Origin of the sequence: Bacillus sp. RC252 (genome assembly GCF_044909215.1) — a bacterium.
GTDB lineage: Bacteria > Bacillota > Bacilli > Bacillales > Bacillaceae_G > Bacillus_A > Bacillus_A mycoides.
This window is the reverse complement of sequence record NZ_JBIYDV010000032.1, coordinates 1-16,217: the sequence shown is the minus strand read 5'-3', so window position 1 is coordinate 16,217 and position 16,217 is coordinate 1. Positions and strand designations below refer to the sequence as shown.

Sequence of the window (16,217 nt, the reverse complement as noted above, 5' to 3'; positions counted from 1 at the left end):
AAAACAATACGGAGGAGAGAGCTCCGATTTGAAAAGAGTGAAGCCGTGGGAAGTCGGCTTGTAGGTAGTATGTACGATATAAAAAAGATTATACGAAAAGGGGAATGGGAAATGGATGCATTAGACTTATATATTTTTTGTGAAGATAAAGAAATGGATTGGATTGACGACAAACTTATTATATGGCTTCGTTTTGACCAATTAAAAGAGTTTACTGAGTTATTAGGTCCTAGTCATTTTGATGAAGGTGGTATGGAAGTACATCTTAAAAGTGATTGTATTGCATTTGATCTATGTGAGATTTGTGAAGATTGGGAGATTGATCCAGAAAGAATTCTAAAGAAATAAAACTAAACAAAAGCGTTATTTGTGCGACACGTTTCCTCATAAGTGTGCAAACACGAAATAGGAGGGTTATCAATTTGATAACAACAACTGATTGACTGAAAGTAGGAATGAAAGCCGTCAGGTTGAGCTGAAACTACTTATCTGATACTCCTACATGCAAGGCGTGATAGTAGTCACAAATTGTATGAAGCTAGGTGAAGTCGGCTGAACAAAACCTAAGTGAAAAATCATATGGTGATGGATAGGTCGGGATGCTACAAAATATCTATGGTGAGAATGTCCAAATGGACTGGCGAACTTGCGAATGTACGGGTCTAAACGCTTAATACATTAGAAATGTGTATGTCGTCAATGACGACGTTATCTACCGAAAAGTAAGAGTAAATGATATGAAATTCGGAACATCTAACGATGAGGGTGTAAAGATAACAGGCTTAAAGCAAGCACCTAAGGATATATGTATAGCTAAGTCAATTGGAACGTGGTAAGCAAGAAACTGTCATCAACGCCTACTAGCAGACAGGTGCACATAAGGTTCTAACGAACCGAAATTACTTTATTCTTGTGAAGGTGGGGACATAGTACCGAAGAAGCATGTAATAAATGTGGAGGGATAGTCCCTAGTCTTGTTCTTTGAAAACTAAATCAATTAGATGTAACTCACAGGATCGAGTAAGATGATGTGACCTTTCGTAAGAAAGGGGAATTAATACGTTGGTGAGTACAACATTGTTTGTAATCTAGTTGCTTTAGTATAGAAGAATAAGATGGGGCGCTGTATGCGATGAAAGTCGCACGTACAGTGTTAAGCGGGGGAAAAGATGGAGATAACTTCAAAGTCTTACCTATCGCAACAGTAACAAATGAAAAGAGCACACTCTTAAGCGTACTCTTAGAAAGGTAGGAATCTATGAGTGGAGAATCTCTATACAATAACATATGCTCGTCCAGTTAAAAGGTGAAAGAAATTTAACAAAAACGCTATTTGGTATCTAATTTGTTTATTTAAAAAGAACACCGTGAAAAGTGCTCTTAGAGAGGTAGGGTCAATCTTCTATCGGCCGTTGTTCACAGTTAATATATGAACGTTTGCCTAAAAAGTGACAACTAACAAAAGAACAGTTAGAAAAAATCTAACTGTTCCATTGCAACTTGTAAAGAAAGAATGTGGGAGTTTCAAAAAAGAAACTATCTGTAGTTTATACAAGTAAAACAGAATTATACAACATGAAAAGGAGCACTACATAAGTGAGTGCTCATCGATAAGGAGGTAACTTTTTAGGTAAACACCCTTCGGTACAAAATATGCTGGAGGAGTGGGAACTAAAACAAAAATTTCATTTTGTATTAGTTTAAAACCCAAAAAGAGCACTTAATAAAGTGCTCTCGTGACGAGATTATCCATTTGTAAAGACTATTTCAATATATAGAGAAAGGAACACAGAATATTATATGTATGCCCAATTAATTGAGTGCTTTTTACAAACAAAGAGCAGCTAGCAAAAGCTAACTGCTCGGTTCTCCAAGGGGGAACAAGGAGAAAAATCTAATGTCATCTATATTATTGACGGAATATTGAGTTTTATTCATAAAAAACTACGTTTAACTTAATGCATAGCGCACAATCAAAGTTAGTGTTAAAAACACTGATAATAACAATGTTAGTAAGACTGTTGCTATACTCCTAAGCATCGCAATCCAATTATTCATCTTAGAAAATCCTATAATGCCAGCAAAAAAAGTTCCTATTGTTAAAACTAGTAATATAAATAAAGGGTGAATGTGTAATGAATCCGTGAAAAATTTGAATAGTTCAAGTGGAATTTCAAAATATAAACAGAATAGTCCAACGCAAATCAAAGAACATATAAAGGACCATAGATTGATGTTATACTTCATTGCTTCCTCCTATGTTATTAAAATATTTCCATTTAATTTTACTGGGAAATTAAAGAAAAAGATAGCGGTTATAAATCGAAATGAATTTTTTAACAAAATAATCCTCTGAATAGAAAGAGAGGAATAACAATGGGACTAGGAAACCGTGAAATGGCATTTGAAATGCTTATAAACAAGCGTCCGACTCCTGTAAAGGTGTTAAAGAGTAAAGGTGTCCGTGTATTAAATGGATTCTATGAAGCTAAAAGTACAGTGGACTATGATGGCGTTTATAAGGGACGAGCTATTGCGTTTGAAGCGAAGTCTACAGAGAATGCTACACGATTTGATTTAAAGAACATTGCTCAGCATCAGTTGGATTACCTAAAGAAAGCAGAGAAGATGGGAGCGGTTTGTTTCTTCCTTATTGAATTTAGCAAGGACAAGTCAGTATTTCTGGTACCACTATCAGTCATTCAAGCTTATGTAAGGATGTCACAGCAGCCAAAAGGTAAGAAGTCGATACCAAGAGCAGACTTTGATATTTATGGGTACCTGGTAAATCAGACGGAGCGAGCAACTGTAGATTACTTACAATACATCGATGAATAAGGATTAATTCCAGTAATGTTAGAGGGCATGATTCAAATTGATCAGGACCATACAAGGGTAGCAAATAACATTGAGGCAGCAAAAGAGAAGATAAATAACAAGAAACGTAAATTGCTAAAGGCTTAATGGATAGCGGAACAATGACTAACAGTGTGGTGGGGGCTGTATTGTAGTCATCATTCCCTTATTCAGTAGTTTGACAGTAAAATTTCACGTACCTGATGGAAATGTAAAAACCGAAATTTGAAATAGGAGGATTCCAACTTGGAGAGACAATTGACTTTGTCACCGAATATCGATGATAAGAAAGTACCGAAGGAAGTAGTAAGCGTATTAAAGGAATACAGAGCAATCAAAATGCGATTCAGCAATGACGTGGAGCAAGAAGGGATCAGTTTGTTTCCTGAGTTACGTGATTCAAGGAATACGAGTAAATGGAAGGTGCAGCAGGTTGAAAAGGCACTTAATAACTTATTAGATGAGGATGAGCGTAATATTGTAGAGCGAAAGTTGCTGACAAATGAGAGAGTAAAGGATTCAGATGTTTATCACAATCTATTACTCAAGAAGACATACTTCTATGAGAAGAAGCAGAGTGGGGTTAAGTTGATTGCTACAGCGCTGGGAATAATCTAAAAAGTGCGAACAAAACGCGAACTTTTTGGGGGACTAAATAAAAACGTAAAAATTATAAGCTATTCCTATAAACAGTTCTTTGAAAAAAGAATACGTTTTTGGGATAGCGTTCCCATTATAATAACGTTACTCGGTGACGCGGAGGCTAGAGGGAATAAGAGCTTCCCGAAATTATTTATATTTTACAACAATAACTAATGTAAGTCAGATTGTTCTTCTTAAATGATTAAACGAGCAGAGAGCTTCCACTCTTTGTTTGAGCCGGCTCCACGGAGTATAAACGAGAAGATTCTTAGTCTTCTCTCAGTCACCGAACTAACCAAATGTGAAGCGTGTAGCTAATATATAGTGTTGCGGTGGCTTGGAGAAGGTTGAGAGTTATCTTGACCTTGGAAGAGGAACTTTTACGATTTGTTTTTTTATTTCTCTCCATTAGATATGTGAACTATGGGGAGTTTTGTAAAGCATAACTTTTGAATTACTTAATAAAAATATATATAATTATATTAATGTTAATATATTAACTAGTTAAAAATGGGGAAAGAAAAATGAAGATTAAATTTGATGTGGTTAAAGATGAAAATTTTGATTTTACTTTATTAGAAACAAAATTGCTGAAAACTTTTAAAGAAGTAGATAATGTAGCAATAATTGAAAAGGTTGAAGATAAAATTTTTGAAAAAGATGATGTGCAAACCCATTTAGCGGAGATTACTATTAATGTTACAGGAAAAAATATTGGATATTGATCAGCTTCAGCTAGTATATTCATTGTTCTAGAAAGTCTATCAATAAAGCTATTCAATATTAATATTAGTGCACATTAAGCATCCGAAATGGATGCTTTTTTCTTTGTTGTATAAAAATTACACATTAAAACAGTGAAAATTCTAATAAGACAAGCATATGATGAATTCGTGGGACGAGTTATCATATGAGGTGAAACTTGGAGCGCCATACTTATTTGTTGAAGGGTACCTAATGGACGGGTACTCTTTTTATTTTGCACCTTTTATAAGGACAAGCATATATTGGAGTATGGGGTAGCCCCACTTCATATATTTGAGCACCTGCAATCGTAAGGTGCTCTTTATTTTGTACAAAATGGACATTTGAATTAAATGATTATATAAATAGATAGAATCTAATTATTTGATTCACATTTTAATCCAAGGGGTACAAATTCGATGCGGCGTGAAAAGGATTTGTTGAAACAATGGAAGGCGGATTTGCGAGCTGTTCAAGAAGAGAAGAGGCTGAAGAAGAAGGCTAAGAAAAACAATGAAAAATATAGCATTCCTGGTAATACAGCTGACTTCATGAATGGTAAGAATACTTATCGTAAAGAGAATGGGGTATGGAAGCAAAGAAATAAATGACGTGAGGGTAAATAAATCGATTAAACCAATAGCAATTATCGTAGACGCTGCCGTAATCTGGGTGGCGTCTTGTTTGTTGTTAAGGAAAGATAAGGGGTGAAATGGATTTGAAGCTTAAAGATTAGATAATAATATTATTACTTTAAAATGCAGAAAGTAGACTAGTAAACAAGCTGTTTTTTTTTTAGCATAAGATATGATGAATCTTAAAGTTAAGAGGAGGTAATCATATTTATGGGATGTAATTGTAATTTCAGACATTGCAGAGATTGTAATAGATTTTGGGATGATTTAATGTTCTGCAGACGCAGACATAGAGATTGTGATGACCGTCGTTGTAGACGTGACTGTGACTGTGATGAATGTCGTCGTAGACGTAATCATGATCGTGACTGTGATTGTGATTGTGATAAGCGTAAGGATTGGTAAATTCCTATTGGAGAGGGCTTTGAAGAAAAGCGCTCTTTTTTTTGTACATGGATTTTCTGGTCTTATTTGTTGAGGAAGGATAAGGACTAACAAAACAAACGAACACAACGGACGGAAATATTGGAATTGTAGGCAACAATATAAAATTACCGAAACTTGGCCTTGTTCGCTTTGCTAAAAGTCGTGAATTAGAAGGACGTATCTTGCATGCAACGATTCGTCGTAACCCAAGTGGTAAATACTTTGTATCTATCCTTGTTGAAACAAACGTACAAGAAATTCCAAAAGCTGAATCCACTTGTGGAATTGATGTTGGATTAAAAGATTTTGTCATTCTTTCTCATGGCACAACATACAAGAACCCTAAATTTTTCCGTACATTAGAAGAAAAGTTAGCGAAAGCACAGCGTTTCCTTTCTAGAAGAACAAAAGGTTCTTCGAACTGGAATAAACAACGTGTGAAAGTTGCACGAACCCATGAACATATTGCAAATGCAAGAGCTGATTACTTACATAAACTTTCTACTGAAATCATCAAAAACCACGATGTTATCGGTACGGAAGACTTACAAGTCAGTAACATGCTCAAAAATAGAAAGCTTGCAAAAGCGATTAATGAAGTATCTTGGTCACAATTTCGGACTATGTTGGAATATAAAGCAAAATGGTATGGCAAACAAGTTGTTATAGTATCTAAAACATTTGCTTCTAGTCAATTATGCTCCAATTGTGAATACAAAAACAAAAACGTTAAAAATCTAAAAATTCGTGAGTGGGATTGCCCTTCTTGTGGCGCACATCACGATAGAGATCGAAATGCAGCGCTCAATCTTAGAAACGAAGCAATTCGTCTCTTAACCGTAGGAACTACGGGGATAGCCTAATGAATTAGAAACCGTTAGGTTTCTGTACTTAGGAATCTCCCACTTCAAACAGTCCGTGAGGATGTTAAGTGGTGAGTAGTTCAAAAGAAGTAAATATGAAAAAGTTAGAGAATTATCTTAGTTATTAAACAGATTCTGCCTATACTTTAAGTAGAGCCCAATTTATTAAATTTAAATAGTTTATATGTTCATATATAGAATTTTGAAGGGGGTATATTGTAAATGATTCCAACGTCAACATACGTGGCTAAATGGGTATTAGATGACTTAACACTTGCATCAAGACCAAATCAGGGGATCAAACTAAGTACATTTAAAAAGTTAGAGAAACTTTATGTAGAATACAGAGAAATGATTGAGGGAGATACTAGCTTTGAAATCACACATTATTTGCTAGAGTTTATCAATCCGCATAATCTCTTTGTAGTAAGAGAGGGTTACTATATATTTGATAATAAAACGATGAAATTTATTAAAGTATCGGATGACATCCATTTTTCAAATCAAAGCTTAGCGTACTGTAATAACGGAGTTGCAGTGGATTTAATAAACGGAAAAATGCATTTTTTAGAAGGGCATTATTATAAAGTTAAGACCTCATATGTTGATTTATTAAAAGGAGAAACTATCCCTGTAATGGTACTAAGTCATTTAGATAATAATGTTGGAGTATCAGTTCCTTTGACAATGTTTAATGAGGAAAGAACTTTTAAAATTTCAGAGAGTTATATAGTGGATCTTACCTCAAAGAATTGTAACAATGAGAGTGAATTTAGTGAAAAGGGAAACGTAGTGCGATTTCTAAAACCATCTATTGTGTAGTTAAGTATATAGGATAGGTTAATTAAATTCATAATGAATTTAAGAGGGTGAAAAAATTGTCTTTTGAAATGTATACAGCCTTTCGAGTTAAAGTAATTATAAAGGATGAATATAAAGGATTAGTGGAATTGATAAATACAGGAAGCTGGGAAGAAGCAGCTTTAAAGTTTCCATTCGTTAAAGAATATATAAAAGTTAATCAAAGTAAAGACATTCCATTTACAAAGGGACAGATAAATGAAGCATTAGCAGAAGATGATTTTCTATATATGAGGTGGCACGTAGGCAACTGGGAAGAAGAGACTGACTATTATACAAATTTAAAAGGTTTGAATGGTCATTTATAGCCAATCTAAAGAATTACAGGGATACAGAACATAACGTGACACCTATTACATCATTTATCATTTTAGCCAAGAAGACTCCTTCCTCAAGGAACGCGAAGTGAGTAGGTGGGAGATGAATTGGCTTCGGACAGGGGATGGCAGGAAGCCATCTTAATTGTTCGACATGCATAAACTGTTACTTCACTACCTATCGAATATACGTTTGTTGTATAATAGACACATATCGAAATGGGAGTGGGACGAATGATAATCAATAAAGCATATAAATTTCGTATCTATCCAAATAAAGCACAAGCGATCCTAATCAATAAAACGATTGGCTGTTCTCGTTTTGTATTCAATCATTTCCTATCTCTATGGGATAATGCATACAAAGAAACAGGAAAAGGTTTGACATATGGGACATGCTCTGCCAAACTTCCTGCCATGAAGAAAGAGTTTGTTTGGCTAAAAGAAGTGGATAGTATTGCGATTCAGTCGTCTGTTCGCAACCTTGCGGATGCTTATACACGCTTTTTCAAAAAATAAAACAGTGCCCCGCATTTCAAATCTAAGAAAAACAACGTACAATCTTACACCACAAAACAAACAAATGAAAACATTGCCGTTGTAGGAAACAAAATGAAATTGCCAAAACTCGGTCTTGTTCGATTTGCCAAAAGTCGTGAAGTAAAGGGACGTATTTTAAATGCTACAGTTAGACGAAACCCTTCTGGCAGATACTTTGTGTCATTGTTAGTTGAAACAGAAGTACAAGAACTTCCGAAAACAAATTCTTACATTGGAATGGATGTAGGACTAAAAGATTTCGCCATTTTGTCAGATGGAACAATCTATAAAAATCCAAAGTTTTTTCGATCGTTAGAAGAGAAGTTGGTAAAAGCACAGCGTGTTCTTTCTAGAAGAATGAAAGGATCTTCTCGCTGGAATAAACAACGAGTAAAGGTAGCTAGAATTCATGAATACATGGCAAATGCCAGAAAAGATTACTTGGACAAAATCTCAACTGAAATCATCAAAAACCACGATGTTATCGGTATAGAAGATTTGCAAGTATCGAATATGTTAAAGAATCATAAGTTAGCAAAAGCAATTAGTGAGGTATCATGGTCACAGTTTCGAACCATGTTGGAATATAAAGCGAAATGGTACGGCAAACAAATCATTGTCGTATCGAAAACATTTGCTTCAAGCCAATTATGTTCTTGTTGTGGATATCAAAACAAAGACGTTAAAAATCTAAACCTACGTAAATGGGACTGCCCTTCTTGCCTTACACACCATGATAGGGATATTAACGCAAGTATCAATCTAAAGAATGAAGCGATAAGGCTTCTAACCGCAAGGACTGCGGAGATAGCCTAATAAATTAGAGTTCAATAGAACTCTTTACTTAGAAATCCCCCTCTTCTAAACGAAGTAAAAGTGGGGGTAGTTCAAGAATGTGATATTAAAAGAAGTAGCAGAACATATTATAAAGCTGGAAGTTTGGTATGGTGAAGCTGATGGACCGGAAGAATATGTTTTTATAAATAATGAATTTATAAAGAAGTTGTAGCAGTAATGAAATATTGCTGCTTTTTTATTTCTTAATACACTAAAATTTTTGTTGTTGGCTTTATGTATATTAATGTATAATAGAATATGGAAATTTTACACTGCAATAATAAAGATTTTTAGTATACAAGAGCTGGGAGCAGCTCTTTTTATTTTGCTCAGGGGGAGTGTGAAAGAAAAAAGTTTATGTTAGTGGCGAAGTTAAATGATCTAATAGAAAATAAAAAATTAGAATTAATAGAACTGGTAAATAACCATGGCTTTGGTCATACGAAAGTCCTCTATTTAAGTCAGGAAATTGATAAATTAATTAATAAATAAATATATGATTATAAAAAAGGAACCCTATAATGGTAGGGTTCAAAGGGAACAGATACATAAAATAAATAAAGAGAATAATTTAATTATATAAGAAATTTGATACTGTAATATTGAGAAAGTTTAAAACCTTAATTAATTATATTCGTTTGAAAAGTGATGTGATTACTATTATAAAATTAAGAACAGATTTAATAGAGAAAGCAGTTAAACTAATTCATATAAAAGAAGACACCAATAATTCTTAATTATGATTATGGCGGGTGTAAACCAATTAGAACGTGATCTTATCCGTATGCGGCAGCGTGAAGGGATTGAACTGGCTAAGAAAGGAGAAAAGTTTAAAGGTCGGTTAAAGAAGTACCATAAAAATCATGCAGGAAAGAATTATGCAGTAAAGTTTTATAAAGAGGGAGATATGACTGTAAATCACATTTGTGAAATTACAAATGTGTCTAGGGCCTCATTATATAGAAAGCTATTGGAAAGGAACAGTTGATGAGTTATACCAAAAATCAGAAATATATAATAGAAAATAAATTCCATATAGAGGTGGAATTATATGCCTAAAATTGACAATATGTTAGCAATTCTATGGATGCTTCGCTCAGGTAAAAAAATTACTGCAAAACAAATTTCAGAAAAGTTAGAGATGAATATAAGGACTGTGTATCGTTATATTGATACAATTTCAACAAGTGGCGTACCTATAATTTCAGAACCAGGACATAACGGTGGATACACTTTATTGAACAATTTTATTGAGGCTCCTCTTTTTTTTGATTTTGAGGAGCAAACTTCACTATTTCACGCTGCTGTTTTTGCAGAAGAAGCCGGATATTATGGAGGTGAAGCACTAAATAGGGCCATTTCAAAACTAAGTAAATACTCAAATCAAGAGCAGGAAGCAAAGATAAACCAACATTTAACTAGTCTAGAAGTAATAAGTCGATTAAGTTCACTCTCTATGGAACCTTTTTTGAAGGAGTTGGAGCAGGCTGTAGCTGACGGGTACTCAGTAAAAATTCTTTACTATAAAAGTGGCGAAAAGCAATTAAATTATAGATTGGTCGATCCGTACAGAATTATCTATTGGAATAATAAGTGGTATGTAATTGGATTTTGTCATCTTAGGAATGATATCCGTAGTTTTAGAGTAGATCGAATTGAAAGTCTAATGCTAACCGAAAATAAGTTTAACCGGCCAGTAAATTTTTCAGCACGTGACTTTTTTATAAAAAATCTTCTTCCAACTATAGAAGATAAGGAAGGGATTATTTCTTTGGTTATTCATGGGGATAAAAGTGTATTGGCTGATATTTGCCAACATTGGTTTTTAGGACATTATTTACAAGAACGGACTTCAAATCAAGCAGTTTTTCTTCTTGAAAAAGATATGATACATACATATGTACCTTATTTACTTTTACCGTACAATAAATCTATTAAAGTTATTGAGCCAATAAGTCTTAAGAAAAGACTTATTGAAGTTCTGTCGGAATTAATAAAATTTCATCAAGTATGATAACTTCCCTGACGTTAACTGTCAGGGAAGTTATATTATAATAGCCATATCAATTGTGATTGGAGTGTTATTGGATGCAAACAAAAAAAGCTTTTCTATATGTATTTAATACAATGTCGGACTGGGAATATGGATATTTAATTGCTGAACTAAACTCAGGAAGATATTTCAAAAAAGATTTAGCACCTTTAAAAGTAATTACAGTAGGAGCTAATAAAGAAATGATTACTACTATGGGAGGACTGAGCATAAAACCAGATATTTCCCTTGATGAATGTACTCTTGAGAGTAAAAATCTTTTGATTTTACCAGGAGGGAGTACTTGGAGTGAAGAAATTCATCAACCTATCTTGGAAAGAATTGGCCAAGCTTTAAAGCTTGGCACTATTGTTGCTGCAATTTGTGGTGCAACTGAGGCACTTGCAAATATGGGATACTTAGATACTAGAAAGCATACAAGTAATAATTTAGAATACACTAAAATGGTATGTCCTAACTATAAAGGAGAAAAGTTCTATGAGTTGGGATCTGCGGTATCTGATGCGAATTTAGTTACTGCATCAGGAATAGCTCCTCTAGAATTTGCGATGGAAGTACTGAAAAAATTAGATGTATTTGCACCCGACACATTACATTCATGGTATAACCTAAATAAGACTCATAAACCTGAATACTTCTTTCAGTTAATGAATTCAATAAATAGCTGAGCTAAAAAATCAACTTAGCAGTTTTATATTAGTTCAAATAAAAATATAGATAAAACTACATGAAAATCAAAAAAGTAAAAAACGGATAATTATCCGTCTGAATATATAGAATTTTTAACAAAAATTCATAATGATGTTATATAATAATGTTAACAAACCATATTTTAGGCATTACCCCCGATTGTGTAGAATAAATAATTTGTTTTGATGAGCTAAAGTATTTAGCTAAAAGAACTTGTAGCGGGGCCTGCTACAAGTTTTTTTGTTTTTTCAGTAAAGGAAAATAAGAAAAAAGGAGGGAATACAAGTATGACAAGAAATTTAAAGAAAGCAGCACTTAATTCGTTAGATGGTAAATGGGGGATAAGTATAGGAGTATCAGCGTTAAACTATTTTGTACCTACTCTTAGTGCGTCAGCAATCGCGACATTCATGTATTTAATAGTTGGCCTGTTTATTGGAGTAATTGGTTTGGATGTAATCTTTGTTTATTCAATTAGTGGGCAACCCCAAGTAGACCCTACTGCACTAGTTTTACTTATTCTAAGTTATATTTTTTTAGGACTTATTTGTTTCTTAATTTACAGCTCCATACAAGGCATCTTTAATTATGGATATTCTGCTTTCACCTTACATTTAGGGGAAAATGAAGACGCTAAAGTGGACGATGTATTTCTAGGGTTTAAAAAAAGCAATTTGTTTAGATCAATAAAATTGGGCCTGTTGCAAGCTATTTTTCTTTTTTTATGGAGTCTCTTATTAATTGTTCCTGGTATTATAAAATATTTTTCTTATTCCATGTCGTATTACATATTAGTAGAGAATCCTGATTATACAGCAAGTGAAGCATTGAGAGAAAGTAAAAGGATAATGAAAGGACAAAAGTTAAAGTTATTTGTTCTTTGGTTATCATTTATTGGTTGGTTTTTATTAGCCGCATTTATAGGAATGTTTACATTTAATCTATCATTTATTTTCATTTCTCCTTATTACAACACAACTGTCTCACATTTTTACTTAGATTTAATAAAAAAACAGGATGTTGGAGAAGCGAAGGTAAGTATATAAATAAGAAGTAAGTATGTATAAGGTAAAATATATACTTTCTTGATAGTGGATATGCAATTAAGTATATCCGCTTTTAATATTATGTTAAAAAGCGGATGTATCACGTTTATTATGATTTGAGCAAGAGTACTGCAAACATGTTGCAAGTTGGATGAAATAGGTGTAGCACCACATCGCTTTCAAGCTACGGTAATGAAGTCTGCCTAAACAAAATTTTTTATCTCTTTACAATTATTTATGATCATTTAGTTCATTTTTGTCGTTTTGGGGAAGAACCAATTTTTTAATCTAGATTTTCAATTATATTATTGTCCTTTAGTTCAGCTTTATGAATCATATAACTACCTACCTTTTGCATTTAATTTATCATGATAAAGACAAAGATCGATTATGTCTATATTTCTATATAGGCTTTTTCGCCACCTGGGATCTTAAATTTATTTACATTATATTCTCTAATTATATATGCTTTTATCGCTTCAAAATCTTTACTAAAAGCAAGAGATGGATTTTTTAAGAAGTATATTATTTCTTCATCATCATAAATTCGGGCTTTAATTATTTCTTTGCCACAGTGAAATGATAAATCGACTCCTTTGTAAAAATATTCGTAGTATCCCTCTTCATCCTGCTCACTCTTATCTTCAAAAGGAACAGATTCAATATAATATATATTCCCATTTACATTTATTGATTTCATACAGCATTACTCCCTTTTCAAGAATATCCATAAGAAATTAAATAGTCTCTATCTATTATACAAAAAATAGGGAATTCACTTTTAGAATTTATAAAAAATATATAGGATTAAATTAAAATCTTTATATTATTTTTCATATTACTTTATTATCTCTGTACAATTGTGTAATGTCTCACAGAAGTAGACATATTGCAATGAGTTGCAGTGAAGGGGAATATCTCTTGAGAATATAAAATAATCGCTGAATTAGGGTTAACGATTCGCTTATCGAAATTAAACAACCTTAATATTTCTTTACGGGATCCCACCAGCTTATCTAATATCGGTATCCTGGCTTTTAAAAAATGATAGGAGTTAAACACATGTATTGGAAAAAAGATAGAGCTTTTCCACCAATGAAGTTCCAATTAGGTGAAAAAGTATTGTTTAAATTCGGAAATAAGATGCTCATTGGAACAATTGACATTAGAGATATTGGCGGTTCGATTGAACACGACTATCATTCTTATGATATTCTTGTCAAAGAAGAAAACATGCTATACAAACACATTCCAGAGCGTGATGTTTTCAAACGTACATATTCGGAAAATTTCCACTAGGACAATGGATACTATAAACGAAGAATGCGAAATTAAAGTAATTGATGAGTTTTTAACTAAGTATAGGGGGTCCCATCAAGGGGTACCGACGTCAAAACACGGATATTATACGCTAAGATATTTTTGGAAGTAAAAACCCTAATACAAGAACACAATTATTTACGACGCCTTCTCTTTGCTTTTTTTCGCTGATTTGTTTGACTATATTTTTTTATATGAGTGTTTTTGCCCCTATTATAATTAGGTAACTTTAATATAAGAACAGAAATCGCAGAAAAAATGCAAAATATAAACATTGCAATCAACCAAAGGTTAATGTCATAGTCATATAGCTTACTAAAATACTTTTTTTCATGAGTAATATAGCTTACATTACTGTCAATGGTTTCGAGGGTGTAGGGAATAACCCAAAAAGAACCAATTAACATAACAAATGTTCCAAGTATGAAACTGAGTATATGTTTTATCATGTTCTGTTCTCCATTAAGTATGTTTAATTGATACGTTCATATAGTATATATGGTTTTGCTACAAATTCTGTATTTATTTGAAGGAGTGATATAAATTTCTATTGGAATCTATATTTAAAAATGGTTTTTCACCACAACAGAAGAAAGCTAAGGTGAATAAATACATCAAAACTAGAAAATTAGTATCTCTAGAAGAAAAGGTACAGTTTTTTCTGGAGTTGAATAATTTTAAAAGCGTAGAAAGATTAAATTTCTACGCTTGTTCTTCTTAATGGGGTGCGACCTATATATAGAAGGTTTCTTCAATATATATGAAGTTTATTTTTAATTTTTTAGAATATTTATATTGTTCGGTATCTGCATATGTATTATTATAAATAATGGTATATTAGTTAATTTTTGATATTCATTCTATTCAATCTCTAAAAAAATGATTCTTGGAGGCGTTGTTGTGCGTAAAAAATGGAAACTTGGGCTAATGAGTACACTTCTAGCCTGTACAACCTTTACATCTGTCGCTTTTGCCGCAGAAAAACCAGTTGATCAACCAAAGTGGGAGGAATGGTTACATGAGCATGCAAAAAAATTACATGAACCCACTTCCCAAACAACAGAAGATTTATCATTTCTTAAAGAGGTGGTAAAAGACAAGCGTATTGTTGTACTTGGCGAGAGTACACATGGTGCGAAAGAAATTAATCAATCCAAAATACGAATGATTAAGTACTTACATGAGGAAATGAGATATGATGTGATTGCATTTGAATCAGGGTTGGCGGAAGCATCAGCTGTTCAGCAAAATTTTGACCGCTTAACCGCTACGGAAGCAATGAAGCAATCGTTAGAAGGTGTATGGCAAACAGAGGAAATTGAACAATTGTTTATCTATATGAAAGAACAAAAAGAAAAAGGAACGCCACTCACATTAGCTGGATTTGATATAAATCTGTTTTATGATTCACCCTTTTATCCCTATGCAAAAGAATGGTTGCAAAAACTAAGCCCTGAAGTGGCATCTGAATTTGATACAGCAGTAACAGAGTTGATTAGACTAGATAAGTATTACTATAATTTAAAGGGTACCTATCCCTATGATCAATATAAAAGAGACATACAGCCTGTAATCAACAAATTTGAAAGCGTAAGAACGTTTATTCAAAATCATAAAGCAGAATTGACTCAGGTTGCACCTCATTCTACGTATGATGTGAATTTCCTTGAAAAATCAATTAGTATACGAATTGATGCGATAAAAACGCATTTAGATGCCGATATGAAAGCTAGAGGCGGTATCCTCTCGCCTACCCTTACAGACTACTCTTTTTATATCCGAGATCAAAAAATGGCACAAAACTTAGCATGGCTTACTGAAATGCAGTATAAAAACAAAAAAATCATTGTATGGGGGCATAATTATCATATTCGAAAACAAAATTCGAAAATGTTATTAGATTTTATGAAGGTACAACAATACAATTATGTAGCCCCAAATATGATGGATTACCTTCCGCAGCGCATCAAAAACCAAATGTACACGATTGGCGTATTTGCCTATAGTGGAAGCAGTTGGGGTTCTAACAATAAAGATATTATTACTGTACATAACGAACACGAAGAACAAAGTGTTGAAAAAATAATCAGCACGGTGGGAAGCCCCAACGTGTTTGTTAGCCTAAAGGAAGAAAGTAATCGACCAGAAACGTCATGGATGTTTACTCCTACTGCGTCAAGTTATTGGGGCGACAAAGAACAAGAAGAAATCATGGTTCCGACAGAACAATATGATGGCATTCTTTGGTTAGAAAAGACGACGCCTTCTTTACTGAAATAAATAAAAGAGCATCCTTACTATAAAATGTACCCTATAGAATAGACACTGAAAAAAAAGTCTATTCTATAGGGTATTTCTTGTATAATGAGAGAAAATTGGGATCGGAG

The 16,217-nt window shown here is 33.2% G+C and carries 14 protein-coding genes and 6 pseudogenes; 17 read left to right on the top strand and 3 right to left on the bottom strand.

The window, feature by feature from the left end:
• Nucleotides 1–45 precede the first annotated feature (45 nt).
• Nucleotides 46–348 (top strand): hypothetical protein, encoded by a 303-nt coding sequence (locus ABH960_RS28210; protein ID WP_404449718.1) that lies wholly within the window; start codon nt 46–48, stop codon nt 346–348.
• Between the two features lie 1,602 nt (nt 349–1,950).
• On the opposite strand, the gene ABH960_RS28205 is transcribed toward ABH960_RS28210, so the two are convergent.
• Nucleotides 1,951–2,247, bottom strand: coding sequence for a hypothetical protein (locus tag ABH960_RS28205; RefSeq protein WP_404449716.1), 297 nt, complete (start codon nt 2,245–2,247; stop codon nt 1,951–1,953).
• A 129-nt stretch (nt 2,248–2,376) separates the two neighbouring features.
• Between ABH960_RS28205 and ABH960_RS28200 the strand changes: the two are divergent.
• The 14 genes and pseudogenes from ABH960_RS28200 to ABH960_RS28135 all read left to right on the top strand — a co-directional run bounded on the left by ABH960_RS28200 (nt 2,377) and on the right by ABH960_RS28135 (nt 12,510).
• Nucleotides 2,377–2,964: pseudogene (locus ABH960_RS28200) on the top strand (Holliday junction resolvase RecU).
• A gap of 138 nt (nt 2,965–3,102) precedes the next feature.
• Complete coding sequence (locus ABH960_RS28195) at nt 3,103–3,474, top strand: ArpU family phage packaging/lysis transcriptional regulator (protein WP_404449714.1); 372 nt, start codon at nt 3,103–3,105, stop codon at nt 3,472–3,474.
• Between the two features lie 548 nt (nt 3,475–4,022).
• Nucleotides 4,023–4,301, top strand: a pseudogene (locus ABH960_RS28190) (hypothetical protein).
• Between the two features lie 360 nt (nt 4,302–4,661).
• Complete coding sequence (locus ABH960_RS28185) at nt 4,662–4,853, top strand: hypothetical protein (RefSeq protein WP_404449712.1); 192 nt, start codon at nt 4,662–4,664, stop codon at nt 4,851–4,853.
• A 234-nt stretch (nt 4,854–5,087) separates the two neighbouring features.
• The gene (locus ABH960_RS28180; protein ID WP_404449710.1) at nt 5,088–5,282 is read left to right on the top strand and encodes a hypothetical protein; all 195 of its coding nucleotides are present in this window, start codon (nt 5,088–5,090) and stop codon (nt 5,280–5,282) included.
• Nucleotides 5,283–5,371: 89 nt separating this feature from the next.
• Nucleotides 5,372–6,166, top strand: a pseudogene (locus ABH960_RS28175) (RNA-guided endonuclease TnpB family protein); the annotation flags it as partial.
• Nucleotides 6,167–6,388: 222 nt separating this feature from the next.
• Nucleotides 6,389–6,988, top strand: a complete 600-nt coding sequence (locus ABH960_RS28170; protein ID WP_071680161.1) for a hypothetical protein — start codon at nt 6,389–6,391, stop codon at nt 6,986–6,988.
• 68 nt (nt 6,989–7,056) lie between these two features.
• Nucleotides 7,057–7,436 (top strand): annotated as a pseudogene (locus tag ABH960_RS28165) (hypothetical protein).
• Between the two features lie 142 nt (nt 7,437–7,578).
• A pseudogene (gene tnpB, locus ABH960_RS28160) lies at nt 7,579–8,700 on the top strand (IS200/IS605 family element RNA-guided endonuclease TnpB).
• Nucleotides 8,701–9,078: 378 nt separating this feature from the next.
• Nucleotides 9,079–9,213, top strand: coding sequence for an aspartyl-phosphate phosphatase Spo0E family protein (locus ABH960_RS28155; RefSeq protein WP_404449708.1), 135 nt, complete (start codon nt 9,079–9,081; stop codon nt 9,211–9,213).
• A gap of 238 nt (nt 9,214–9,451) precedes the next feature.
• A pseudogene (locus ABH960_RS28150) lies at nt 9,452–9,709 on the top strand (helix-turn-helix domain-containing protein); the annotation flags it as partial.
• A 63-nt stretch (nt 9,710–9,772) separates the two neighbouring features.
• Complete coding sequence (locus ABH960_RS28145) at nt 9,773–10,735, top strand: helix-turn-helix transcriptional regulator (protein WP_404449706.1); 963 nt, start codon at nt 9,773–9,775, stop codon at nt 10,733–10,735.
• Nucleotides 10,736–10,809: 74 nt separating this feature from the next.
• Nucleotides 10,810–11,442, top strand: coding sequence for a type 1 glutamine amidotransferase family protein (locus tag ABH960_RS28140; protein WP_404449704.1), 633 nt, complete (start codon nt 10,810–10,812; stop codon nt 11,440–11,442).
• Between the two features lie 309 nt (nt 11,443–11,751).
• Nucleotides 11,752–12,510, top strand: coding sequence for a DUF975 family protein (locus tag ABH960_RS28135; protein WP_404449702.1), 759 nt, complete (start codon nt 11,752–11,754; stop codon nt 12,508–12,510).
• A 394-nt stretch (nt 12,511–12,904) separates the two neighbouring features.
• Here ABH960_RS28135 and ABH960_RS28130 read toward each other — a convergent pair whose 3' ends face one another.
• Nucleotides 12,905–13,210 (bottom strand): hypothetical protein, encoded by a 306-nt coding sequence (locus ABH960_RS28130; protein WP_061689707.1) that lies wholly within the window; start codon nt 13,208–13,210, stop codon nt 12,905–12,907.
• Nucleotides 13,211–13,572: 362 nt separating this feature from the next.
• Here ABH960_RS28130 and ABH960_RS28125 point away from each other — a divergent pair, with 362 nt between their 5' ends.
• A complete protein-coding gene (locus tag ABH960_RS28125; protein ID WP_061689708.1) occupies nt 13,573–13,809 on the top strand; it encodes a hypothetical protein in 237 nt (78 codons plus the stop codon).
• A gap of 155 nt (nt 13,810–13,964) precedes the next feature.
• Here ABH960_RS28125 and ABH960_RS28120 read toward each other — a convergent pair whose 3' ends face one another.
• Entirely contained in the window at nt 13,965–14,279 is a 315-nt protein-coding gene (locus ABH960_RS28120; RefSeq protein WP_404449700.1) for a hypothetical protein, read from the bottom strand.
• Between the two features lie 451 nt (nt 14,280–14,730).
• Between ABH960_RS28120 and ABH960_RS28115 the strand changes: the two genes are divergently transcribed.
• A complete protein-coding gene (locus tag ABH960_RS28115) occupies nt 14,731–16,110 on the top strand; it encodes an erythromycin esterase family protein (RefSeq protein WP_404449698.1) in 1,380 nt (459 codons plus the stop codon).
• Nucleotides 16,111–16,217: the final 107 nt, after the last annotated feature.

Coding starts and splice junctions, on each gene's coding strand:
- ABH960_RS28180 (WP_404449710.1), top strand. CDS start 5,088: ATGGGATGTAATTGTAATTTCAGACATTGCAGAGATTGTAATAGATTT.
- ABH960_RS28135 (WP_404449702.1), top strand. CDS start 11,752: ATGACAAGAAATTTAAAGAAAGCAGCACTTAATTCGTTAGATGGTAAA.
- ABH960_RS28140 (WP_404449704.1), top strand. CDS start 10,810: ATGCAAACAAAAAAAGCTTTTCTATATGTATTTAATACAATGTCGGAC.
- ABH960_RS28145 (WP_404449706.1), top strand. CDS start 9,773: ATGCCTAAAATTGACAATATGTTAGCAATTCTATGGATGCTTCGCTCA.
- ABH960_RS28155 (WP_404449708.1), top strand. CDS start 9,079: ATGTTAGTGGCGAAGTTAAATGATCTAATAGAAAATAAAAAATTAGAA.
- ABH960_RS28120 (WP_404449700.1), bottom strand. CDS start 14,279: ATGATAAAACATATACTCAGTTTCATACTTGGAACATTTGTTATGTTA.
- ABH960_RS28205 (WP_404449716.1), bottom strand. CDS start 2,247: ATGAAGTATAACATCAATCTATGGTCCTTTATATGTTCTTTGATTTGC.
- ABH960_RS28170 (WP_071680161.1), top strand. CDS start 6,389: ATGATTCCAACGTCAACATACGTGGCTAAATGGGTATTAGATGACTTA.
- ABH960_RS28130 (WP_061689707.1), bottom strand. CDS start 13,210: ATGAAATCAATAAATGTAAATGGGAATATATATTATATTGAATCTGTT.
- ABH960_RS28125 (WP_061689708.1), top strand. CDS start 13,573: ATGTATTGGAAAAAAGATAGAGCTTTTCCACCAATGAAGTTCCAATTA.
- ABH960_RS28185 (WP_404449712.1), top strand. CDS start 4,662: ATGCGGCGTGAAAAGGATTTGTTGAAACAATGGAAGGCGGATTTGCGA.